Here is a 22,356-nt window from a genome sequence, read left to right as displayed (position 1 = left end):
GCACAACAGATGGTGTTGCCAGAGGCCGGATACCAAGCCAAAAACACCTGACACCACTGAACCCGCATCAACTGTTCGTCACCATGATCGCCGCCGCCCTCGATACACTCCCCGGAACCGGACTTATGACCCTCGCGGCGCGGTCGGTAAGCGATGAGGTCATGCCGGACATTGCGGATGGCGACTACACGGACTGGATCAGCCAACTTGACCACTATGCGACAAAACACGGGGCAATAGACAAAAACCTGCGAGAGATTCTCACCAGCGCCAATCATCTGCACCTGACTTTGGGCAAAATGATGGCGTATTCGCCTTATTTATCAGGGCTGATGCACCGTGAGGCCGATGCCGGGCTGGCCCTGCTGACCCAACCGCTGAAAACCTCGCTTGAACAGATCCTCCAGCAGGCCAGCGACGACATTGACCCGCAGGCTTCCGCCGATTCTGTCGCGGCCACATTGCGCAAGGCCAAAACGCGGGCACATCTGGTGATTGCACTCGGTGATTTCTCCGGGCTCTGGCGTTTACGCGACATCACACTGGCGCTGAGCCTGATCGCAGATCATCTGATCCGGCTCGCGACCCGACACCTGCTCTGGCAACTCGCCGCCGCCGGGAAATACGCACCAACGGATATGACGGCACCGGAACGCGGCAGCGGGCTGGTTATCCTCGCCATGGGCAAACTCGGCGCGGGTGAGTTGAACTATTCCAGCGATGTGGACCTGATTGCATTCTATGATCCCACCGCCACGCCGATAGACCGCTACGACGCGCCACAGGTTTTCACCCGACTGGCCCGCGACCTGATCAACCTGCTGGAGAAGCGTACAGTCGATGGCTATGTCTTCCGGGCTGATCTGCGCTTGCGGCCCGACCCGGCATCGACCCCGCTCGCTGTCTCCACCACCAGTGCGATTGCCTATTACCACGCACAGGCGCTGAACTGGGAACGGGCCGCGATGATTAAGGCGCGTCCGGTTATTGCCGACCCGCCAGTGGCCCGCAGCCTGATGGAAACCCTCGGACAATGGGTCTGGCGTGCGGGCAGCGACTTTACCGCCATCGAGGACATGGAAGCGGTCAAGCGCAAGATCGACCTGAAGCAACGGCGGCATCAGGACAACCCATGGCATGGCTATAACGTCAAGCTCGACCGCGGCGGCATTCGTCAACTCGAGTTCTTTGCCCAGGGCCATCAGTTGCTGTTCGCCGGACAGCAGCCGGGCTTGCGCATCATGCAGACACTGGATGTGCTCGACGAACTGGTGCGCAGTGGTCGTCTGACACCAATGAAGCGCGACCGGTTGACCGATGCCTATATCTTCCTGCGCACGGTCGAGCACCGGTTGCAGATGCAGAGCGACCAGCAAACCCACAGCCTGCCCGTAAGCGATGAGGGCATCGCTGCCGTTGCCGCCAGCATGGGACAGACAAGCACCGCGTTTCTGGCCGCACTGAAAACCCATACTGATCTGGTGGCGCACGAGTATCAGCACTTCTTCAACGGTACTGCCGAGACCGATGACGCGAATAGCGGCGAGGCACTGCCATCGAACTGGCAACATGGCCTGAGCGCCTATGGCTTTGCCGATCTCACAAAATCACAGGGCATCATCACCGGCTGGCTCGAGGGCAAATATCAGTCGACCCGCAGCGAGCGAGCGCGGGACCTGCTGAAACAGGTTCTGCCGGTTTTGTTGAGCGCCTTCGGCAAGACGCCGGACCCGGATCAGGTCTTGCTTCGTTTTGACGGCTTCCTGTCCCAGCTATCGGCTGGCGTGCCGGTTTTCTCCCTGATCAAAAACAGCCCGCGCCTGCCGCAACTGTTTGCCAGCATTCTGGGCTTCGCCCCGGCGCTTGCCGATCTGGTGACCCGACGCCCCAATCTGCTCGACGCGGTCCTTGATCCGCAGGTGACCGAGCAACTGCCGGACTGGAATGTGCTGGAACAGGAATTATCCGGGCAGTTGAGTGTGGCCGGGTCCTATGAGGATTGCCTCGATATCTGTCGGCGCTGGACCGCCCGCCGCCGGTTTCAGGCAGCACTGCACCTGCTTGACGGCAAAACGCCCAGATACCGGGTCGGTCAGTTTCTGGCACGTGTCGCCGAAATCAGCCTGACCGCCCTCGAACCTATCGTGATCGGTGAATTCGAGCGCCAGCACGGCCATTTCCCCGGCGGCGGCCTGTCGATCATCGCCATGGGCAACCTTGCCAGCGGCCAGATCACCCTGACCAGTGACCTTGATCTGGTGCTGGTCTATCGGGTCGATCCGCATAACGAAAAATCCGATGGCAAACGTCCGCTCTCGCCCAATGAATACTGGATCAAGCTGGCCTCAAGGCTGGTCACGGCGATTACCAGCCTGACCTCGGAAGGTCGGATGTACGAGGTCGATCTGCGGTTGCGACCACAGGGAAACAGCGGACCGCTGGCGGTCAGTCTGGAGAGCTTTGCACAATATCAGGACAGCGATGCCTGGACCTGGGAGCATATGGCCCTGACCCGCGCGCGGGTAATCTCCGGCGACATTGATCTGCGGGCACAGGTCGAGCGGATCATCTTCCAAACCCTCACCGCCCGGCGCGACCCGGACCGTCTGCTCCGCGACGTGGCGGATATGAGCCGACGCCTGCGCGACCAGCACAGCCAGACCGATATCTGGCAGCTGAAGCATCATCCGGGCGGTATCACCGACATCCAGTTCATCGCCCAATATCTCCTGCTGCGCCATGCCCATGCGGAGCCGGGCATTCTCTCCGCCAGCACCACCGCGGCTCTGGAGCGCTGCAAGGCTGCCGGGTTTATCGAAACAGGTACCGCCGATGATCTGATTGCTGCCTACAGCCTCTATCGCCGGATACGCAGCTATCTGCGTCTGATCGCACCGGATGGTACGCGGTTTGACCCGGCCAGCGTCAACCCTACGATACGCGATCATCTGGCCCGGATCATCCAGCCTGATCATCCTGAAGACGCAGAAATTGACTTTGACGCGGCAACGGCTGATCTGTCGTCTGTCATTGACCGTACAGAGCATCACTTCAAAACCATCATCACCGATCCGGCAAGCGCCCTGCCGCCACCGGACAGCCAGTAACCGACAATCAGGAAACCCATAAGATGAGCACGGAAATCGGAAAACCAGCCCCCGCCTTTGATATGCCGACCGATGGCGACGGCACGGTCAGCCTCGCCGGACTGAAGGGCAAGACGGTGGTGCTGTTCTTCTATCCCAAGGACGACACCTCCGGCTGCACTGCCGAGGCCATTGCCTTTACCGAACAACTGCCAGCCTTCGAGGCGGCTGGTGCTGTTGTGGTCGGCGTGTCCAAGAACAGCGTCAAGAGCCACGACAAGTTCAAGGCCAAGCACGACCTCAAGGTCATTCTCGGTTCCGATGAGGAAACCGGCGTGGCCGAGGCTTATGATGTGTGGAAGGAAAAGAGCATGTATGGCCGCAAATATATGGGCATCGAGCGCTCGACATTCCTGATTGATGCCGATGGGGTCTTGCGTCAGGAGTGGCGTAAGGTGAAAGTACCCGGGCATGTGGATACCGTTCTGAAGGCCGTGCAGGAACTCTGACACTCCAACGGCCCGTTTAAGCAGCTTTTCTTGACCGACCAGCCCAGCCATTCCCCGTCATCAACCGGTGTCGCCATTGCCGAGGCACGGCACGCCGCCGCAACCGTAACCGGCGATGCGGGGAGGATTGTGCGCTATGGGCTGCCATGGTTCGGCGTGCTGTTCATGATGGCCCTGCCGCTGCCGTTTCTCGGTATCTTTGACGGCGCGCAGGAATATTCCCCGAGCGGTCTCGACTTCTCGGCCTTTGCCGCCACGCTCGCCCTGATCCTGCATGGCGCGATCTGGTTGCGCAGCGAGCTTGAGCAGAATTACCCCGGCGGCATCCCCTTCCCGCTCGGCATGCGTGAGGCCCAGATCGTCATCGGCGGGTTGTTCCTGATCGGTATTCCGGTCTGGTGCTGGCTGCAGGTTGGCGGGCTGCTGTTTTCCATGGAGCACCGGTTCTTCGCCACCCACAAGCTCGCCGGATGGTTCGGGCATCGCACCATCCTCGATATCGGCATCAGCGAGAGCCTGCGTCTTGCCAGCATTGCCTATGCCGCACTGGCCTTGCTGACCACGGCACTGGCCTTGCGGTTCAGCCTCGTCATGGTCGATCTCACACTCGACAAGCCGATACAGATCAATGCGGTCTGGGAAGCGCTCGACCGTCATGAGGCATGGCAACTGGCCCTTGCCCTGATCTTCGGAGCGGCACCGTTCCTGCTGGTTGCCGGGATTGCCCAGTCGCTGATCGTCTGCTGCGGTCTGCCCGGTCCGGTAATCGGTGTGCTGCAGGTCGTGGGCACGCTGGCGCTGTTCCCGGCATCAGCCTGTGTTGGCATCACCCTCGGGCGCATGTCCAGACATCTGGGCTATAACGGATAGCAGCAGGTGCTATTTCAGGCGTTTTGCGCCGCCTGCCGCCTTGTAGATTTCCGCCGCCAGCGCCTTGACCTCTTTTGCCCCGACGCTGCTTCGCTGGGTTTCGGAGACCGTCTTACCGTCCAGCATGGCCGCGGCAAGGCCGACCCGGTTACCGAGGCGGGCCTTGGCAACCTTGGCATCGAGCTTCTTCAGCTTGCCCTCGATCACCTCTGACAGCACCGCGCGCGGCGGCACCCGGTTGAGCGCCAGCATCGGCGTCACCTTCTCCGACTTCGCGAGATCAAGGGTTGGCTGGGTGGCCCAGAAATCCATCGGGCTCGGCTGCACCGGGATCACCACGAGCGAGGCCGCTCGGATCGCGGTCTTGGTCTCCATCTCCGCATGGGGCGCGCTGTCGATCAGCACCACATCGTGACTGGCGGCCAGTTCCTCGACCTCGCGTTGGGTACGCCAACCGGAAATCTTGCTATGGGTAAGCCCGGTCTCCTCGTCGCCGAAACTCTCCTGTCGGGCATCATACCAGTATGACAGCGAGGCCTGCGGATCGATATCGACCAGCGCCACGGACAGGCCACGCTGCATCAGGGAAACCGCGAGATGCGCAACCAGTGTTGTCTTGCCGGCCCCGCCCTTTTGCTGGGCGACTGTTATGATGGTTCCTGACATATCCCCTGAACTCCTGCTTGCTGGCTGTCTGAAATTGATGCAGCGCAACAATGAGTGCACGGGTCGGCACCGGTCAGCAAGTAGCGCCTGCAACCGTATCCGACACTTGCCATCGGTCCTGACACAGGGCATCAAACGGACATGAGCACAGAGACACCAACCATATTGCCCGGATCGGCAAGCGGAATTGCCCGCGCCGCCAATGCCTTAACGGCTGGCGATGTGGTGGCGTTCGGGACCGAGACCGTCTACGGGCTGGGTGCCGATGCCGGCAATGCAGCGGCGGTTGCCCGGGTGTTTGCCCTCAAGGGCCGCCCCCCGCAAAACCCGCTGATTTGCCATGTGGACGGCCCGGCAATGGCAAAAACCATTGCACGAGTCGATGACCGGACCGCCATGGTGATGGCGCAATACTGGCCGGGCCCATTGACCCTGATCCTGCCCTATGCGGGTGGTGCAGCGGTGGCCGACATCGCCCGCGCCGGTCTCGATACCGTTGCGGTACGCGCGCCCGCCCATCCGACGGCGCGCGCGCTCATCAGCGCATTCGGCAAGCCGATGGTGGGACCGAGTGCCAACAAATCCGGTCGTCTCAGCCCGACCACGGCCATGATGGTGGCGGAAGCCTTCGGCGCAGAGGTGCCCCTGATCCTCAGCAGCGGCCAATGCGAGATCGGGCTGGAGAGCACGGTGCTTGACCTCAGCAAACCCGACCGCGCCACCATCATGCGCCCCGGTGCGCTCGGCGTTGATGACCTGATCGACCTGCTGCCAGAGGTGATGGCGGTCAATGTCACTGACAATACCGCCCCCATTTCGCCCGGCCTGCTGCTGCGCCATTACGCGCCGCGCATCCCGGTGCGGATCAATGTCCGCGATAACGAGCTGTCTGATGGCGAAGCCTTTATCGGCTTCGGCCCCAACCCGTTCACCCCCAAAGGACAAGGCGAGCGCCGCAATCTCAGCCCGGTCGGCGATCTCGATGAGGCAGCACACAACCTGTTTGCCATGCTGCATGAGCTGGAAGACAGCGGTGCCACCGCCATTGCCATTGCGCCGATCCCGGATATGGGCCTCGGCCTCGCAATCAATGATCGCCTGCGCCGGGCTGCTGCAGCCAGCAAGGTGGACGCATGACCCAGAGCTTTCTGACCGCACTGCAGGAAACCATTGCCGACGAGGCGATCATCCTGCCCGATGACAGCCGGATCACGCCCTATATCACCGAATGGCGCGGCAAGTTCCGGTCGAGCGCACTGGCCGTGGTTCGACCAGCAGCGACCGAGGACGTGGCCAGCGTGGTCAAACTCTGTGCCGCCCATGGCATCGCCATTGTGCCCCAGGGCGGTAATACCAGCCTTGTCGGTGGTTCCGTGCCTTATGAGGATGAGGCGGCGATTATCCTGTCACTGGATCGCATGGGCGGCGTGCGCGAGCTTGACCCGATCAACAACACCATCACTGTTGATGCCGGCTGTATCCTCGCCGAGATACAGACTGCCGCCGAGGGTGCCGACCTTTACTTCCCGCTCAGCCTCGGTGCCGAGGGGTCGTGCCGGATCGGTGGCAATATCGCCAGCAATGCCGGGGGCATCCTGACCCTGCGCTATGGCAATACCCGTGATCTGGTGCTGGGGCTTGAAGTGGTGCTGCCCGACGGCACGATCTGGCATGGCCTCAACAGCCTGCGCAAGAACAACACCGGCTATGATCTGAAACAGCTGTTTATCGGCAGCGAAGGAACGCTTGGCATCATCACCGGTGCCTGCCTGAAGCTGTTTCCACGGCCACGCCATCGCCTGACCGCCATGCTCGCAGTGCCGTCACCAGCAGCGGCGCTGACGGTGCTGAACAGCCTGAACAGTGCCAGCGGCGGACAGGTCGAGGCCTTTGAGATCATCGCCCGCCCCTGCCTCGATATCGCGTTCCGGCATATGGAGAACTGCCGCGATCCCTTCGATGACGTTCATGACTGGTACGGTCTGACCGAGATCACTGCCGGACGGGCCGATAGCGGTCTGGACGAGACCATCGAGAATGCCCTCGGCGAGTTGTTCGAGGCCGGTGTCGTCAGTGATGTGGTCATTGCCCAGAATGACAGCCAGCGCGGTGATTTCTGGTATCTGCGTGAAGCGATCGTCGAGGCCCAGCGCCTTGAGGGCGGGTCGATCAAGCATGATATTTCCGTGCCGGTCTCACGCATTGCAGATTTTATCGAGGCCGGGATCGACCGGGTGACAGAGATAATGCCCGATATTCGCCCGACGGTTTTCGGCCATATCGGCGACGGCAATCTGCATTTCAACATGATGCAGCCGGTTGCCATGGACCGGGCGGATTTCCTCGCCCGCTGGGATGACATCACTGGCCCGATCCACAAGCTGGTCATGGCCCATGGCGGCAGTTTCAGTGCCGAACATGGTGTCGGACGCCTGAAGCTGAAGGATATGGCGGCCTACAAGGACCCGGCGGAACTGGCGATGATGCGGGCAATCAAGCAGGCACTTGACCCCGACAACCGGATGAATCCCGGCAAGCTGATCCCGGACGAAACGCCCTAGCGCCCTTGAAGTGCCACCGGTTTCTCGCCACCGGTTGCCCAGTTGATAAGCTCCACCGTATGCACGACCGGAAACTGCTTCGCGCTGGCGATCTGGGTGATACAGCCGATATTGCCCGTCGCCACGATGTCGGGAGCGGTTGAGGCGATATTCTTCAGCTTGCGCGCCCTCAACTGCTCGGACAATTCGGGCTGCATGATGTTGTAGGTACCCGCCGAACCACAGCAGAGATGCCCTTCCGCCGGTTGTTTCACGGTGCAGCCGAGCTGTTTCAACAGATTGACCGGCTGGTCCTTGATCTTCTGGCCATGCTGCATGGAACAGGCGGAGTGATAGGCAACGGTCAGATCGCTCAGCGGATTGGTCACATCACCAATGCCGAAATCGCTGAGGAACTCGGTAATGTCCCGTGTGATCGCCGATACCGCCTTGGCCTTCTCCGCCAGCTTCGCATCGTTCCGGAACATGAAGCCGTAGTCCTTGACCTGTGTACCGCAACCGGATGCGTTGATAATCACCCCATCCAGCCCCTCACCGGACATTTCACGGTGCCATGCCTCAATATTCGCGGCGGCCTGTACGTGGCTCGGATCGGTCTTGCCAAGGTGATGAACCAGCGCGCCACAGCAACCGGCGGCTTTCGGCACCACCACCTCGACGCCGATACGGTTGAGCAGCTTGATCGTTGTCTCATTGATCCATGGCTGCAGCACCGGCTGGGCACAGCCCGCCAGAAGCGCAACTCGTGCCTTGCGGGCACCGAGCGCCGGAAAGACGCCGGGACGGTCAAGCGGGCTTGGCGCCGGCAGATGCGCTGGGGCAAGGCGCAGCATCGCCTGCATCCGTTGCGGGAGCTTGCGCGATAGCTTCAGCTTCAGCACCGGCTTGGCAAACCATGCACCCATAAGCGCAAAGCGGAACCGCATGGGATGGGGCAGCAGGAACGCCAGCAGCGAGCGCAGGGCGCGGTCATGCCATGGGCGATTATAGGTGTTCTCGATATGCTCACGCGCGTGATCGACCAGATGCTGATAATGCACGCCGGACGGGCATGTGGTCATACAGGACAGGCAGGACAGGCAGCGGTCGATATGCTTGACCACCTTGTCGGAGGCAGGCTTGTCATTCTCCAGCATGTCCTTGATCAGATAGATACGACCGCGCGGGCTGTCGTTCTCATCCCCGAGCAGGGTATAGGTCGGACAGGTCGAGGTGCAGAAACCGCAATGCACACAGGTACGCAGGATTTCTTCGGATGCCGCCATCTGGGGATCGGCGAGCTGTTCGTCACGGAAATAGGTTTGCATGGGCGGGTATCGCGTTAGAGGCTGGCGTGCATACGGTACGGGCTGAACAACCCATGGGGATCGAAGCTGGACTTGATCCGTTTATTAAGCGCATCAATGGCATAGGACGGCACATCGAAGACGGGTACAGCCGTACGTACCTCATCCGATGCCCGAACCAGTGTCGAGCGGCCACCGCGTCTGCCAGTCACCTGGCCGACCGTGTCACGGATGGTTGCGGACACCTCGGCCATATCACCGGGTGCGATGGCGAGCCAGACGAGACCACCGCTCCAGTCCATGAACATAGTGGCGGCAGGCAATTTGACGCCGAGCGCACCTGCCACCGCCCCGCCGAGGACCGGCGGCACCGACAGGCGCCAGATATTGTGATCCCGGTAATCGGCACCGGTAAACGGCACCACATCACCGAGCGCGCGCCACAGCGCTTTCGAAACAGCGCCATCAACCTCGACAAACCCGGCACCGGCAAATTCCTTGCCCAGCAGCGCAGTCAGTGCTGCAATCCGGCGGGTAACAAAGGTTTCGAAATTCTCCAGCCGGAGATAGACACATCCCTTGCCGCCATCAGCCGGGATGCCATCAACGCCAAGGGCGGCAATAAGATTGCCCGGCACCCAGGCCGCCGCTGAAATCTCGTATGGGCTGGTAACGGCAGCGGACATGACCGCACTGGCCTGATCGAGATCGATACCACTGACAATCAGGGTACGGGTAACCTCGCCCTTGGGCAGAACCTTGAAGGTACATTCCGACAGCGCGGACAGCGTGCCATATGATCCCGCCATGATCCGGGGAATATCGAGGCCGGTGACATTCTTCATCACCCGGCCACCGCCACGGATCAGCTCGCCCATACCATTGACCGCGCGGGTACCGATCAGCAGATCGCGGGCGGCACCGGCATAAATCCGGCGCGGGCCGGACAGGTTGGTCGCCACCACACCGCCGATTGTCTGTTTACCCGGTTCGGTGCCGAGCAGCCGGGCATAATCCGGCGGCTCGAAGGCGAGCATCTGGTTGTTGCTGTCGAGCAGCTTTTCGATCTCGGCCACCGTGGTACCGGCCTTGGCCGACAGCACCAGCTCCGCCGGCTCATAGAGAGTAACCCCGCTCAAACCCGCCGTGCTGACGGTTGTGGCCGACGGATCGAACGGGCGGCCGAGACCGGCCTTGGTACCGGCGCCGATGATATTGACCGGCTTTTTCGCCTGTGCCGCCTCGGTTATGGCAGCGACAAGCGCCTCTTCGGTTTTGATAATGGTATCAGCCTCGGCCAACATCTGGATGCTCTGCTGTTCGGGTTATCGTGAGGTTATGCGGCTTCGTCAGCCAGACGGCTGTCGAGGGGGAAGACCTTGGCCGGGTTCAGCAGCCATTTGGCATCAAAAGCGGTCTTGATCCGACGCTGCTGGGCCAGTTCGATCTCGTTGTACTGGTAGGACATCAGATCGCGCTTTTCGATCCCGACTCCGTGCTCGCCGGTCAGGCACCCGCCAACATCGACACAGAGTTTCAGAATATCGGCACCAAACCGCTCGGCACGCTCGGTCTCGCCCTCAACCTGCGGATCGAACAGGATCACCGGGTGCAGATTGCCGTCACCGGCATGGAAGATATTGGCGACCTCGAGCTTGTATTCCGCTTTCAGCTCATTGATACGGTGGAGCACCTGCGGCAGCTGCCCGGTCGGAATGACACCATCCATACAGAGATAGTTCGGCAGAATCTGGCCGAGCGCGCCGAAGGCCGATTTCCGGCCCTTCCAGATCGCGGCACTCTCTTCTGCCGAGCCACTCACCTTCATGTAGCTGGGGTTGTGCTGGCTTGCGATCGCCGTGAGTTTTTCGAGCAGATAGTCGATTTCGTCATCAGAGCCCTCGACCTCAACAATCAGCAGGCTTTCCACATCGAGCGGATAACCGGCCTTGGCAAAGGCTTCGGAAGCATGGATCGACGGCTTGTCCATAAACTCGATGGCCACCGGAATGATGCCGGATGCAATGATCGCGGCGGTACAGGCACCGGCCTGTTCATTGGTGCCAAACCCCATGATCAACGGGCGGGCCGCTTCCGGGGAGCGCAGAACCTTGAGGCTGACCTCGGTAACAATACCGAGCATCCCTTCGGAACCGGTCATCAGGCCCATCAGGTCATAGCCATCGGTCTCATAGAAATCGCCACCGATCTCGATCACCTCACCATCAGCGAGCACCACCGTCATGCCCATGATGTTATTGGTGGTGACGCCATATTTCAGGCAATGGGCACCGCCGGAATTCATACCGATATTACCGGCAACGGTGCAGGCAATCTGGGATGACGGATCGGGCGCGTAGAAGAAATTCTCCGCCTCCACCGCGCGGGTGACATTGATATTGGTGATGCCGGTCTGAACCCGGATCGTGCGGTTATCAAGGTCGATATCCAGCACGTCCCGCATCTTGGATATGCCAAGGATGATTGCATCGGCGGTCGGCAATGCGCCGCCGGTTAGCGAGGTTCCGGCACCGCGCGCAATCACCTTGATCCCGTGCTGATGGCAATAGGCCATGATCGCCGAGACCTGTTCGGTGGTGCGTGGCAGCATGACCGCGAGTGGCATTTGCCGATAGACGGTGAAGGCGTCGGTTTCAAACGGGCGCATCTGATCATCGGTATCGATAATCACCTCGGCAGGCACAATACCGCGCAAATCGGCCAGAATACTGTTCCGGCGTTCGGTAATGCCTTTATCGGCCTCCGGCATATTGATAATGCCCATGGGCCAACCTCCCTGTTTCAAAACGATCTTATCCGGCCAAATATCTGGCTTCGTTATGCGCAGGATAGCCGGAATTACGGCAGATGCTACCGGCAAATCGACACAGAAAGGTTATTTACGCTGGAAAAAACTGATGCCCAAAACGCAAAAATCGGCGGCCTCACACGAGACCGCCGTTTTAAAAACTGTTAAGCCGCAATCGCCCGGATCGCGGACAGGATCAATCAGCCCTGACGCGCCTTGAAGCGTGGGTTCTTTTTATTGATCACGAAGACCCGGCCTTTGCGGCGGATCACACGGCAGTTTTTGTCACGCTTTTTCAGCGTTTTCAGAGAATTCGCAATACGCATGGTTCTATTCCTAATACGGGGATGCGTGGTTGATAATGGCTGACCCGCCGTCTGTCAACGCTGGGAACAACCATATCTGGCCAAAATCAGCAAAAAAATCCGCTTATTCCGTCAGATCATCGCTCTCCCCCGCCGAAATCGGCAGGATTGCGTGAACCCGCTTGACCCGCAGACCGTTTTCGAGCGCCAGCAGACGCCGGGTCAACAGCGCAATTTCATCGGTCAGGATAGTCTTGCTGTCCTGATCCAGATCCTTGGCCAGCAAATAATCATGCAGACGCGACAGCCCCAGCTTGGTCTCACGTTTATAGGCAGTCGACAAATCCTCAACGGTCCGCACATCAAACCCGGCAGAGGTAAGCTGCTTTTCCGTCTCCCCGATTGTCTGCAGATGGGGTTCGAGCCGTTCGGTATCCTGCCAGGCTCTCATGGGTTTGGCTGTCAGATCGGTATCACCGTCGATAACAAAGTCGGTGAACACCAGCTGCCCACGATCCTTCAGCACCGACGACAGATGCTGCCAGAGCAGCGGCTTATCAGCGATGGTATAGAACACATTGAGCGCGACACAGAACTCGTACCGCCGGGTAATGCCGAACCGTTCCAGCGAAAACTCATCGAGATTGATATGCGACTGGTCGGGAATGCTCTTCAGCCGCTTGCCTGCCTCTTCGACCAACAACGGGCTTTGTTCATAGGCATCGACATAGGTGCCGTATTGCTCGATCGCATGTCTTGAAACACCACCCAGCCCGGCAGACAGGTCAAGCAGGCTTGAGTCCCGGTTGAGCGGCAAGGTGGCTATCAGTTTGGGAATCCAGCTGGTGGCACCCGGCTCCACATAGCCCTCGCCCCACATCAGCTCGGCAAGCTCGATCCGGGTCAGGGACCAGAGCGCACGGCCATGGCGGTCGAGGCCATTTTCGATTTCCGGTTCCTCAACCGGCAATGGCAGCGGGGTGTCCTTCTGCTTTGACATGTCGCGCTTGGCCTCAAGCAGGCGGGCGCGTTGCTGCTCCTGTTTCTGACGTATGGCGTCGAGGTCAAAGCCCTCCCACCAGGCGACAATCTTGGTCCGCCAGTCAATCCGTACCTCGCTCAGCGGCATACCTTCATAAAGCAGGGGCATGATCGATTCCTCCTCATCTTGGACTAGGAGGAGAATACGGATCAGATGCTTAAGACTTGCTGAACGGCAGCGCGAAAATCAGAACAGCGACCCCTGACCGCCAGAGCCGGGGGAAGCCGGTTTCTTTACCGGCTTGGCTGGCTTGGCTGCCGGCTTGGTGGGCACTTCGGCTTGTTTTGGCTCGGATGGTGTCACCTGTGCGCCAGCACTGCCCACAACCGCTTTAGCAACACCATCTGCGAAGTTGAGATCGACCGCCTGCCCGTCGGACAGCGATGCCGCCTTGGTAATCGGCACGCCCTGTTCATCGGCCACCATGACATAGCCACGGTCGAGCACGGATTTATGGCTGACCGCTTCCAACTGGCGGGACACGGCGGTCAGGCGCTCGCCACGCCGCTCCACATCACGCACCATGCTGGCCTCAAGACGTGCCGCCATCTCGGCAACGCGGGTGGTAGACTGGGCAATCGCCTGCTGCATCGGCTTGAGGCTCAGACGGCTGGCGGCATGGGCGAGCGTGGTCTGACGGTCGCGCATATACTGCCCACCGGCCCGACGCAAACGTTCATCGAGTTGGTCGAGGCGCTGCATTTCGGTTTCGAGGCGCTGGCGTGGATGCACCAGCCCGCGTGCCATGCCTTCAAGCTGCAGCTTCAGCCGCTCCACATGACGACGGGCGGCACTGTCGAGGCGGCTTTCGGCATCACGCAAGGTATAGATCAGGTCGCTGCGAACCGGCACGGCCATTTCCGCAGCCGCCGTCGGGGTCGGTGCACGCTGGTCACTGGCAAAATCAATCAGGGTGGTATCGGTCTCGTGACCCACAGCAGAGATAAGCGGGATCGAGCTCGCCGCCGCTGCCCGGACAACATTCTCCTCGTTGAAGGCCATGAGATCTTCGAGGCTGCCACCGCCACGGGCAACGATAATCAGGTCAGGTCGCGGCACCTTGCCACCGCTTTCCGGCAGGGCATTAAAACCGTTGATCGCTGCCGTCACCTGTTCTGCCGCACCCGGACCCTGCACCACGGCAGGCCAGAGCAGCACATGGCGCGGGAAACGGTCCTGCAGCCGGTGCAGAATATCCCGGATCACCGCACCGGTGGGCGAGGTCACCACCCCGATTACCGTCGGCAGGAACGGGATCGGCTTTTTCCGCTCGGCATCGAACAGCCCTTCGGCTGCGAGCTTGCGTTTGCGCTCCTCGAGCATCTTCAGGAGTGCGCCCTCACCGGCCATCTCCATCGACTCGATAACGATCTGATACTTGGATCGCCCCGGATATGTCGTCAGGCGACCGGTACAGATGACCTCCAGCCCCTCTTCCGGCCGGACGCTCAACTTGCTGGCCGCACCGCGCCAGCAGACACCATCGATTACCGCCTGATCATCCTTCAGGGTCATGTAGATATGACCGGATGCGGCCTGCTTGGGCTGGCTGATTTCGCCGCGAACCCGCACAAAACCATAGGCATCCTCAACCGTGCGTTTCAGGGAGTTGCTGAGCTCACCCACACTGAAAATCGGCACATTGCTGCCGGTTTTCGCGCCCTCGGCATCGGGCGGCGGGCCTGCGAGCGCACTTAAAGGGCTAGATGATGGTGTTTGGGGGTCTTGTGCCATGGTCGCGGCATGATACAAACCGCTGACTGTAAAACAAGCGGCACAGCAACCGGTGGCCGCATAAATATGGCGAAGACGGATCAATGAAGATTTTGGTGGTTGGCTCAGGTGGCCGCGAACACGCTCTCTGCTGGGCTATCTCCGGCTCCCCTCTGGCAAATGAACTCTACTGCGCCCCCGGCAATGCCGGTATCGCCGAGGTTGCCAAACTCGTGGACATCAAGGCTGATGATGTGGACGGCATCGTGGGATTCGCCACCGAGAATGCCATCGACTTCGTTGTGGTCGGCCCGGAGCAACCGCTGGTCCTCGGCCTTGTGGACAAGCTGGATGCGGTTGGCATTCCATCCTTCGGCCCAAATGCAGCGGCAGCCCGGCTTGAGGGCTCCAAGGCCTTCTCCAAAGACCTGATGAAGAAATATGGCATTCCGACCGCCCGCTACGAGCGTTTCACCGATGCCGAAGCGGCCAAGGCCTATCTGAGCGGCGAGGAATTTCCGATCGTCATCAAGGCCGATGGTCTCGCCGCCGGTAAGGGCGTCATCATCGCCCAGAATTTCGATGAGGCCGATGCCGCCATTGAGGACATGCTGTCCGGCAATGCCTTCGGTGATGCCGGTTCGGAAATCGTGATTGAGGAGTTTCTCGAAGGCGTTGAGGTAAGCTTCTTTGCCTTATGTGATGGCAAAACCCTGCTGCCACTGGCCAGCGCACAGGATCACAAGCGCGTCGGTGACGGTGATACCGGACCAAACACCGGTGGCATGGGTGCCTATTCCCCGGCCCCGGTGCTGACCCCGGTACTGGAGGCAAAGGTCATGGAGCGGATCGCCAACCCGACCATGGCCGCGATGCAATCCGAAGGCTGCCCCTACAAGGGCGTGATCTATATCGGCCTGATGCTGGTCGAGCGTGATGGCGAGACCGAACCTTACGTCATCGAATATAACGCCCGTTTCGGCGACCCTGAATGTCAGGTGCTGTTGCCGCGCCTGATGTCTGACCTGCTGCCAGCCCTGATTGCCTCACATGACGGCGAGCTGGATCAGTTCGATCTGCGTTGGCACGATCAGGCTGCCCTGACCGTGGTTATGGCCAGCCACGGCTATCCGGGCAGCTATCACAAGCTGACCGAAATCCGGAATATCGAACGGGCGCTGAACCATGATGGCGTGCAGGTCTTCCATGCCGGCACCACCCGCGATGACATGGGGCGCCTGATGTCCAATGGCGGGCGCGTACTCAATCTGGTCGCGACCGGCAAGACCATCGCCGATGCCCAGAAGCTGGCTTATGTGGCGATCGAGGATATCGACTGGCCCAACGGCTTCTACCGCCGTGATATCGGCTGGCGTGCGGTTGGCGGCAGTACCAACTGACCCTGCCAGGCTGGTTGTCAATCAGGCGAGCGGTTCGTGGCTGGTGCCATCAATAACGGTATCGAACATCTCGGTCGCCTTATCGAACTTGTCGCGGCAGCCGGGATTGCAGAAACCAACGACCTTGCCCTTGTAGAGGGTGAGGCTGTCGGCTGAGACCGGCTTGCCCGACCATGGGCAGGTGTCATTCATGCAGTCTTCGAGTTTCAGATTGCTCATCGACGTTCCTTGAAAAAATCTTTCAGCATGGCAGCGGCTGGCAATTCCTGTATCCCGCCATAGACTTCCGGGCGGTGCATACAGGTCGGTTGCTGGAACCATTTTGGCCCATGATCTACTGCTCCGCCCTTAACATCGGCGGCACCGTAATACAGCCGCCGGATACGGGCGTGACTGATCGCCCCCGCACACATGGCACATGGCTCAAGGGTGACATAGAGATCGCAATTCGAAAGCCGCGACTGGTCAAGATTTTCAGCCGCCTGTCGGATGGCGACTAGCTCGGCATGGGCGGTCGGATCGCAATCGCTCTCGGTCGCATTGCAGGCCGCTGCCACCAGTTCACCGGTCGCACTGTCGACAATTACCGCCCCAACCGGCACTTCACCGAACTCGGCAGCAGTGCGGGCAAGCTCCAGCGCGCGGGTCATCGGATGCTCGTCAGGGCCTAATGGCCGCAGCGGATCACTGGCGTCAGCGGTTTCCAGATCAATATTTTCTGCGCGAACATCGGTCATGATAGCAGCATGGTAATTGCCTTTTGACGGCATCGAAGGTACCACCGCGCAATGACAAAGCCGACAGAAAATAAATCACCCGACACATCCGACGCAAAACCGCAGCCGGAGCGCATCGCAAAACGCATTGCGCGGGCCGGTGTGTGCTCGCGTCGCGAGGCGGAAACCCTGATTGCCGAAGGCCGCGTGCGCCTGAACGGCAAGCTGCTGGATACGCCCGCCACGACCGTCACACCCAGCGACCGCATCGAGGTTAATGGCAAGCTGCTGCCGGAACCGGAGCAGCCACGGGTATGGCGTTATCACAAGCCTGACGGCCTCGTCACCACCAACCATGATCCGCAGGGTCGCGAGACGATCTTCGACGCCCTGCCGAAAGACCTGCCACGGGTGATCACGGTTGGTCGCCTCGATCTGACGTCCGAAGGACTGCTGCTGCTGACCAATGATGGCGAGATCGCGCGCAAGCTGGAACTGCCAGCAACCGGCTGGTCCCGCAAGTACCGGGCGCGGGTTCATGGCACCGTCGATCCCAAACAACTGGCCAAGCTCGCCAAGGGTCATGAGGTGTCCGGCATCAAATACGGACCGATACAGGCCGAACTGGAACGACAGGTCGGGGCAAATGCCTGGATCACCGTCATCCTGCGTGAGGGCAAGAACCGTGAGGTCCGTAAGGTGCTGGAAAGCATCGGCCTGACCGTGAACCGCCTGATCCGCATTTCCTACGGTCCGTTCCAGCTCGGCAACCTGCCGGTAGGGGCGGTTGAGGAACTGGCACCGAATATTCTCGCCGACCAGATGGGTATCGGCACCCCGAGCAACAAAAAGGGCCATGCGGTCGCCAAGGTGAAGCCAAAGCGCAGCACTCGCCCGAAGCCGAAAACCGAAAGCGGCAATGACAAGCCCGGAAAAGCAGGCAAGTTCGCCAAGAGCGACGCCAAGCACCGCGGCAAGGGCAATGATCGTCCCGGCAAGCACAGCCCAGGAAAGCATGTCCCCGACAAGACAGGTCCGGGCAAGGCAGGCGCCGGAAGGCCCGCGACCGGCAAGTCTGGCAAACCCGGCGGCAGAGCAGGCAAGCCATCTGCCCGGCCACATAAATCTGGCAACCGTCAGGGTGCAGGTCGGAAATGAGGATTGTTGCCGGTGACTGGCGTGGGCGTCGTCTGACATCGCCGCCCGGACGCGAAACCCGTCCGACCACGGACCGGGTGCGCGAGAGCCTGTTCAACATTCTGGCCCATGCACCATGGGCGCAACAGGTGGCAGGACTGCTGACCAGTGGCGATGCGCTGGTGCTCGATGCCTTCGCCGGTTCAGGGGCGCTCGGCTTCGAGGCCCTGTCCCGTGGTGCCGAACGCGCCTGGTTCTGGGACCGGTCCGCCGCCTGTATCACCACCATCCGCGACAATGCCCGGCACCTCAATGCCGGGGACCGGGTCATCGCCCAGCGTATCGACGCCACCAAGCCGCCGACGGCACCGCGTCCGGTCGATCTGGTCTTCCTCGATCCACCCTATGAACAGGGGTTCATTCCGACAACCCTCGATGCGCTCACCCGCCATGGCTGGGTGCGTGACCTGACGCTGGTTGTTGCCGAGACCAAACGCCGGGAGCAACTGGTACTCAACACCGACTGGATCAGCCTCGACCGTCGGGACATTGGCGATACGGGACTGAGCTTCCTGCGGCCGAGCATGGCCGGAGCCGCTTAACGACGATCAAACAGCCGCTCAACCGCACCCAGATCAAGGGTGATGAAGGTCGGGCGGCCATGGTTGCACTGGCTCGCTGCCGGTGTCGCCTCCATCTGCCGCAGCAGGTTATTCATCTCATCCACATTCAGCCGCCGTCCGGCCCGGACCGAGCCATGACAGGCCATGGTGGCGCAAACCTCATGCAGGGCGCGGGTCAGGAGATCAGCACTGTCGATTTCCTGCAGCCGGTCGGCGAGATCACGCACCAGCGCCGCCGCATCGGTCTTGCCGAGCATGGCGGGCACTGATTGTACAGCAACCGCCCCCGGTCCGAATGCCTCAAGCTCCAGCCCGAGCCTGGTCAGGGCCTCGGCACAATCCATCAGCTCGGCGACATCGCCCTCCGACAATTCCACCACCACGGGCAGTAACAGCCGTTGCGCGGGTACCGTTTCATTATCCGCCAGCTTCGCCTTCATCCGTTCGAACACGATGCGTTCATGGGCAGCGTGCTGGTCCACCAGCACCAGCCCCTGCGGCGTCTGGGCGACGATATAGGTATCGTGCAACTGCGCCACCGCCGCCCCAAGCGGATGCGGGTTGTCCGCTGCCGCAGATTCACCCGACACCGGGGACGTCGTCACCTGCTCCGGTGGCAGGGCCATGCCGGGCATGATCGAGCGGACCGATGGCAGGCTGCCGGGTCGTGCCCCCTGCCCGAAGAACCGGGCCGATGGCGGTGCCTGATCCATGAAACCGGGCATGGTCGAGGTGACCGGCGTGCTGTTTTCCGTCGCTGCGGACTGGTGCCCGGCGGCCATGCTGTTGAGCGTGGCGGCACTGCGCTCGCTGCTGACCCGAACCCCGGCATCGGCCAGCGCGTGGCGGATCGAGGTGACAATCAGCGAGCGGATGCGCCCGGCATCCCGGAACCGCACCTCGGTCTTGGCCGGATGCACATTGATATCGAGTTCCGGAGCCGGAATATCGAGAAACAACGCCACCATGCCATGACGGTCGCTCGCCATCACATCCATATACCCGGCACGAATTGCACCGAGGAACAGCTTGTCCCTGACCGGGCGGCCATTGACGAACAGATACTGAAATTTTGACGAGGCCCGGCCATGGGTCGGCAGCCCGATCCAGCCGGTGAGCCTGATAGCGGTTTCAGTGTCATCCCCCACCGGACGCTCGACCGCGAGCGGTACCGCATTGGCGATAAAGTCCTGCCCCATGAGCGCATCGAGACGCTGGGCCTGCGCCACATCAACATCGGTAGTGGCCAGATCGGCGGCGGGCAGGTTCAGGACCGTGCGATCCTCGCTCTTGACCGTAAAGCCGATCAGCGGGTGCGCCATGGCCAGCCGCGTGACCGTATCCATGGCAGTAGTCGTTTCGGTTCTGGCGGCCTTGAGAAACTTCAATCGTGCCGGGGTGGCGTAGAACAGGTCGTTGACCGCAACGGTCGTACCCGGCTGGCGGGCCGCGGGCTCGGGCTTGCCGAGTTTGCCCCCGGCAACCTCAAGCTGCCAGCCATGGTCACTGCCCGGCTGGCGCGTGGTGATGGTGAGACGCGCAACGGCACCGATTGACGGCAGCGCCTCCCCCCGAAACCCGAGGGTGGAGATATGGACCAGCTGGTCGTCCTGCAGCTTCGATGTGGCATGGCGCTCCACCGCCAGTTGCAGGTCGCTGCTGCTCATCCCGCGACCGTTATCGGCAATGCTGATGGCGCGGCGACCACCATCGCGCCAGGCAATGTCGATCTGGGTCGCACCGGCATCAATGGCGTTCTCCACCAGTTCCTTGACCACGGCAGCCGGGCGCTCGATCACCTCACCGGCGGCGATGCGGTTGACCAGCGTTTCCGGCAGGCGGCGAATGACGTCCTGTGTTTCGGCATCGGCCATCATGGGCGCACTCATCCCTCCCCCTGTCCGCGGTGACGGCGCAGCCAGTCGAGGATGGCATTGGTGGAGCAGTCATGACCGGTAACCGGCTGGCTCTTGTCGTCCTGCAGATCGCTGAGCGTACGCTTGGCCAGTTGCTTGCCGAGCTCAACGCCCCACTGATCGAAGCTGTTGATATGCCAGACCGCCCCCTGTACGAAGACCTTGTGCTCATAGAGTGCGATCAGGGCACCGAGGGTATAGGGCGTCACCTGCTCCATCAGGATCATGTTCGAGGGGCGGTTGCCGGTAAACACCTTGTGCGGGGCCAGCGCCTTTGCCGCCGAGCCGACAATATCGTCGGCCTTCAGTTCTGTCCGCACTTCCTCGATAGTCTTGCCCATGGCCAGCGCTTCCGCCTGGGCGACGGCATGGGCCATCAGGATGTCATGATGCTGGCCGAGCGGGTTATGACTGCGGGCAGGCAGGATGAAATCGCATGGGATAACGCCGGTGCCCTGATGGATCAGTTGATAGAAGGCGTGCTGACCATTGGTGCCCGGCTCCCCGAACACAATCGGGCCGGTTGATACCGGTACGGCATGGCTGCGGCGATCAATGGATTTGCCATTGGATTCCATATCCATCTGCTGCAGATGCGCCGGGAACTTCGCCAGATACTGATCATAGGGCAGCAGGGCATAGGCCGGGAATTCCCAGAAACTCGCATACCAAAGCCCGAGCGCGCCAAGCAGCATCGGCAGGTTGCGGGAGAATTTCTCGGTGCGGAAATGCACATCCATACCATGGGCACCGTCGAGCAGCTCCTCGAACCGCTCGAAGCCGATGCTGAGAGCGATAACCAACCCGATCGCCGACCAGAGGGAATAGCGCCCGCCAACCCAGTCCCAGAACCGGAACATATTGGCGGTATCAATCCCGAATGCGGCCACTGCCTCGGTATTGGTCGAGACCGCGACGAAATGCCGGGATACGGCCTTGTCATCGCCAAGCTGCTCGATCAGCCATGACCGGGCCGTATGGGCATTGGTCAGGGTTTCCTGTGTCGTGAAGGTTTTGGACGCAATGATGAACAGGGTGGTTTCCGCATCGATGCGTTTCAGCACCTCGGCGATCTGGGTCGCATCCACATTGGAGACGAAATGAGTCTGGAACCGATCAGCATAGGGAGTCAGCGCCTCAACCACCATGGCCGGGCCGAGATCGGAGCCGCCAATGCCAATATTCACCACATGCTCGATCCGCTTGCCGGTATGGCCAAGCCATTGGCCGCTGCGCACATCCTCGACAAATACCCGCATCTGGTCGAGTACGGCATTGATGCCGGGCATGACATCAGCATCATCCACCAGCACCGGCTCATTGCTACGGTTACGCAGCGCCGTGTGCAGGACCGCCCGTTCCTCGGTGGTATTGATGACCTGACCATCGAACATGGCATCGCGCTGAGCCGCCACCTGCTCCTGCTCGAACAGTACAGCGAGCAGCCCCATGGTTTCTTCGGTAATCAGGTTCTTGGCATAGTCGAGCACTAGCCCGCAGGCTTCGGCGGAAAACCGCGTGTGGCGGTTCTGATCGGTGGTAAAGGCATCGCGCAAATGAAAACCGCTCAGGCTCTCCCGATGCGCTTCCAGTGCCTGCCATGCCTTGGTCTGGTTCAGTGGCGTCGTCATGGTCTCGTTTCATGTCGCATGAAAGGGATGACAACGCTAGCAAGTCACCCGCCGGGGCGCAAAGCCGCCATCCGGTTTCCCGGTGG

Annotated in this window: 19 protein-coding genes; 8 read left to right on the top strand and 11 right to left on the bottom strand. The window is 60.8% G+C overall.

What is annotated here, in order from left to right; translation table 11 throughout:
* Positions 1-83: 83 nt before the first annotated feature.
* The 3 genes from CBB62_06340 to CBB62_06330 are packed head-to-tail and all read left to right on the top strand — an operon-like array spanning position 84 to position 4,465.
* The gene (locus tag CBB62_06340; GenBank protein OUT41923.1) at positions 84-3,107 is read left to right on the top strand and encodes a bifunctional glutamine synthetase adenylyltransferase/deadenyltransferase; all 3,024 of its coding nucleotides are present in this window, start codon (positions 84-86) and stop codon (positions 3,105-3,107) included.
* A gap of 23 nt (positions 3,108-3,130) precedes the next feature.
* Positions 3,131-3,595 (top strand): peroxiredoxin, encoded by a 465-nt coding sequence (locus CBB62_06335; protein ID OUT41922.1) that lies wholly within the window; start codon positions 3,131-3,133, stop codon positions 3,593-3,595.
* 30 nt (positions 3,596-3,625) lie between these two features.
* A complete protein-coding gene (locus CBB62_06330) occupies positions 3,626-4,465 on the top strand; it encodes a hypothetical protein (protein OUT41921.1) in 840 nt (279 codons plus the stop codon).
* A gap of 9 nt (positions 4,466-4,474) precedes the next feature.
* On the opposite strand, the gene CBB62_06325 is transcribed toward CBB62_06330, so the two are convergent.
* The gene (locus CBB62_06325; protein ID OUT41920.1) at positions 4,475-5,131 is read right to left on the bottom strand and encodes a cobyrinic acid a,c-diamide synthase; all 657 of its coding nucleotides are present in this window, start codon (positions 5,129-5,131) and stop codon (positions 4,475-4,477) included.
* 141 nt (positions 5,132-5,272) lie between these two features.
* Between CBB62_06325 and CBB62_06320 the strand changes: the two genes are divergently transcribed.
* Both CBB62_06320 and CBB62_06315 read left to right on the top strand, forming a co-directional pair.
* Positions 5,273-6,268 carry a threonylcarbamoyl-AMP synthase gene (locus CBB62_06320; GenBank protein ID OUT41919.1) on the top strand — a complete coding sequence of 332 codons (996 nt, stop codon included), beginning with the start codon at positions 5,273-5,275 and terminating at the stop codon, positions 6,266-6,268.
* Complete coding sequence (locus CBB62_06315; protein ID OUT41918.1) at positions 6,265-7,692, top strand: hydroxyacid dehydrogenase; 1,428 nt, start codon at positions 6,265-6,267, stop codon at positions 7,690-7,692. Before CBB62_06320 ends, CBB62_06315 begins: the two co-directional genes overlap by 4 nt.
* On the opposite strand, the gene CBB62_06310 is transcribed toward CBB62_06315, so the two are convergent.
* The 6 genes from CBB62_06310 to CBB62_06285 form a co-directional block, all read right to left on the bottom strand.
* Positions 7,689-8,999 (bottom strand): glycolate oxidase iron-sulfur subunit, encoded by a 1,311-nt coding sequence (locus CBB62_06310; protein ID OUT41917.1) that lies wholly within the window; start codon positions 8,997-8,999, stop codon positions 7,689-7,691. The two genes, CBB62_06315 and CBB62_06310, sit on opposite strands and share 4 nt — an antisense overlap.
* Before the next feature lie 14 nt (positions 9,000-9,013).
* Complete coding sequence (locus CBB62_06305) at positions 9,014-10,282, bottom strand: hypothetical protein (protein OUT41916.1); 1,269 nt, start codon at positions 10,280-10,282, stop codon at positions 9,014-9,016.
* Positions 10,283-10,314: 32 nt separating this feature from the next.
* The gene (locus CBB62_06300) at positions 10,315-11,763 is read right to left on the bottom strand and encodes an FAD-binding oxidoreductase (GenBank protein OUT41915.1); all 1,449 of its coding nucleotides are present in this window, start codon (positions 11,761-11,763) and stop codon (positions 10,315-10,317) included.
* A 224-nt stretch (positions 11,764-11,987) separates the two neighbouring features.
* Positions 11,988-12,113, bottom strand: a complete 126-nt coding sequence (locus CBB62_06295) for a 50S ribosomal protein L36 (GenBank protein OUT41914.1) — start codon at positions 12,111-12,113, stop codon at positions 11,988-11,990.
* A 103-nt stretch (positions 12,114-12,216) separates the two neighbouring features.
* On the bottom strand, positions 12,217-13,242 hold the full coding sequence (locus tag CBB62_06290; GenBank protein OUT41913.1) for a hypothetical protein: 1,026 nt from the start codon (positions 13,240-13,242) through the stop codon (positions 12,217-12,219).
* 78 nt (positions 13,243-13,320) lie between these two features.
* Complete coding sequence (locus CBB62_06285; protein OUT41912.1) at positions 13,321-14,868, bottom strand: exodeoxyribonuclease VII large subunit; 1,548 nt, start codon at positions 14,866-14,868, stop codon at positions 13,321-13,323.
* An 83-nt stretch (positions 14,869-14,951) separates the two neighbouring features.
* Here CBB62_06285 and CBB62_06280 point away from each other — a divergent pair, with 83 nt between their 5' ends.
* Positions 14,952-16,247 (top strand): phosphoribosylamine--glycine ligase, encoded by a 1,296-nt coding sequence (locus tag CBB62_06280; protein ID OUT41911.1) that lies wholly within the window; start codon positions 14,952-14,954, stop codon positions 16,245-16,247.
* Between the two features lie 21 nt (positions 16,248-16,268).
* Here CBB62_06280 and CBB62_06275 read toward each other — a convergent pair whose 3' ends face one another.
* Positions 16,269-16,466: a glutathione S-transferase gene (locus CBB62_06275; protein ID OUT41910.1), complete on the bottom strand. Its 198-nt coding sequence runs from the start codon at positions 16,464-16,466 to the stop codon at positions 16,269-16,271.
* Positions 16,463-16,897 (bottom strand): tRNA-specific adenosine deaminase, encoded by a 435-nt coding sequence (locus CBB62_06270; protein ID OUT42677.1) that lies wholly within the window; start codon positions 16,895-16,897, stop codon positions 16,463-16,465. Before CBB62_06270 ends, CBB62_06275 begins: the two co-directional genes overlap by 4 nt.
* Before the next feature lie 138 nt (positions 16,898-17,035).
* Here CBB62_06270 and CBB62_06265 point away from each other — a divergent pair, with 138 nt between their 5' ends.
* Positions 17,036-18,121: a hypothetical protein gene (locus tag CBB62_06265; protein OUT41909.1), complete on the top strand. Its 1,086-nt coding sequence runs from the start codon at positions 17,036-17,038 to the stop codon at positions 18,119-18,121.
* On the top strand, positions 18,118-18,702 hold the full coding sequence (locus tag CBB62_06260) for a 16S rRNA (guanine(966)-N(2))-methyltransferase RsmD (protein OUT41908.1): 585 nt from the start codon (positions 18,118-18,120) through the stop codon (positions 18,700-18,702). Before CBB62_06265 ends, CBB62_06260 begins: the two co-directional genes overlap by 4 nt.
* Here the strand turns inward: CBB62_06260 and CBB62_06255 are convergent.
* The gene (locus CBB62_06255; protein ID OUT41907.1) at positions 18,699-20,612 is read right to left on the bottom strand and encodes a DNA mismatch repair protein MutL; all 1,914 of its coding nucleotides are present in this window, start codon (positions 20,610-20,612) and stop codon (positions 18,699-18,701) included. The genes CBB62_06260 and CBB62_06255 overlap by 4 nt on opposite strands.
* On the bottom strand, positions 20,609-22,270 hold the full coding sequence (locus tag CBB62_06250) for a glucose-6-phosphate isomerase (GenBank protein ID OUT41906.1): 1,662 nt from the start codon (positions 22,268-22,270) through the stop codon (positions 20,609-20,611). Before CBB62_06250 ends, CBB62_06255 begins: the two co-directional genes overlap by 4 nt.
* Positions 22,271-22,356 lie beyond the last annotated feature (86 nt).

Origin of the sequence: Micavibrio sp. TMED2, assembly GCA_002168225.1 — a bacterium.
In the GTDB taxonomy this organism is placed as follows: domain Bacteria; phylum Pseudomonadota; class Alphaproteobacteria; order TMED2; family TMED2; genus TMED2.
This window is presented reverse-complemented; position numbering and strand designations above follow the sequence as displayed.

Excerpts from the sequence above, each read along its gene's own strand:
- CBB62_06340 (OUT41923.1), top strand. The coding sequence starts at position 84 with ATGATCGCCGCCGCCCTCGATACACTCCCCGGAACCGGACTTATGACC.
- CBB62_06335 (OUT41922.1), top strand. The coding sequence starts at position 3,131 with ATGAGCACGGAAATCGGAAAACCAGCCCCCGCCTTTGATATGCCGACC.
- CBB62_06325 (OUT41920.1), bottom strand. The coding sequence starts at position 5,131 with ATGTCAGGAACCATCATAACAGTCGCCCAGCAAAAGGGCGGGGCCGGC.
- CBB62_06320 (OUT41919.1), top strand. The coding sequence starts at position 5,273 with ATGAGCACAGAGACACCAACCATATTGCCCGGATCGGCAAGCGGAATT.
- CBB62_06315 (OUT41918.1), top strand. The coding sequence starts at position 6,265 with ATGACCCAGAGCTTTCTGACCGCACTGCAGGAAACCATTGCCGACGAG.
- CBB62_06310 (OUT41917.1), bottom strand. The coding sequence starts at position 8,999 with ATGCAAACCTATTTCCGTGACGAACAGCTCGCCGATCCCCAGATGGCG.
- CBB62_06305 (OUT41916.1), bottom strand. The coding sequence starts at position 10,282 with ATGTTGGCCGAGGCTGATACCATTATCAAAACCGAAGAGGCGCTTGTC.
- CBB62_06300 (OUT41915.1), bottom strand. The coding sequence starts at position 11,763 with ATGGGCATTATCAATATGCCGGAGGCCGATAAAGGCATTACCGAACGC.
- CBB62_06295 (OUT41914.1), bottom strand. The coding sequence starts at position 12,113 with ATGCGTATTGCGAATTCTCTGAAAACGCTGAAAAAGCGTGACAAAAAC.
- CBB62_06290 (OUT41913.1), bottom strand. The coding sequence starts at position 13,242 with ATGCCCCTGCTTTATGAAGGTATGCCGCTGAGCGAGGTACGGATTGAC.
- CBB62_06285 (OUT41912.1), bottom strand. The coding sequence starts at position 14,868 with ATGGCACAAGACCCCCAAACACCATCATCTAGCCCTTTAAGTGCGCTC.
- CBB62_06280 (OUT41911.1), top strand. The coding sequence starts at position 14,952 with ATGAAGATTTTGGTGGTTGGCTCAGGTGGCCGCGAACACGCTCTCTGC.
- CBB62_06275 (OUT41910.1), bottom strand. The coding sequence starts at position 16,466 with ATGAGCAATCTGAAACTCGAAGACTGCATGAATGACACCTGCCCATGG.
- CBB62_06270 (OUT42677.1), bottom strand. The coding sequence starts at position 16,897 with ATGACCCGCGCGCTGGAGCTTGCCCGCACTGCTGCCGAGTTCGGTGAA.
- CBB62_06265 (OUT41909.1), top strand. The coding sequence starts at position 17,036 with ATGACAAAGCCGACAGAAAATAAATCACCCGACACATCCGACGCAAAA.
- CBB62_06260 (OUT41908.1), top strand. The coding sequence starts at position 18,118 with ATGAGGATTGTTGCCGGTGACTGGCGTGGGCGTCGTCTGACATCGCCG.
- CBB62_06255 (OUT41907.1), bottom strand. The coding sequence starts at position 20,612 with ATGAGTGCGCCCATGATGGCCGATGCCGAAACACAGGACGTCATTCGC.
- CBB62_06250 (OUT41906.1), bottom strand. The coding sequence starts at position 22,270 with ATGACGACGCCACTGAACCAGACCAAGGCATGGCAGGCACTGGAAGCG.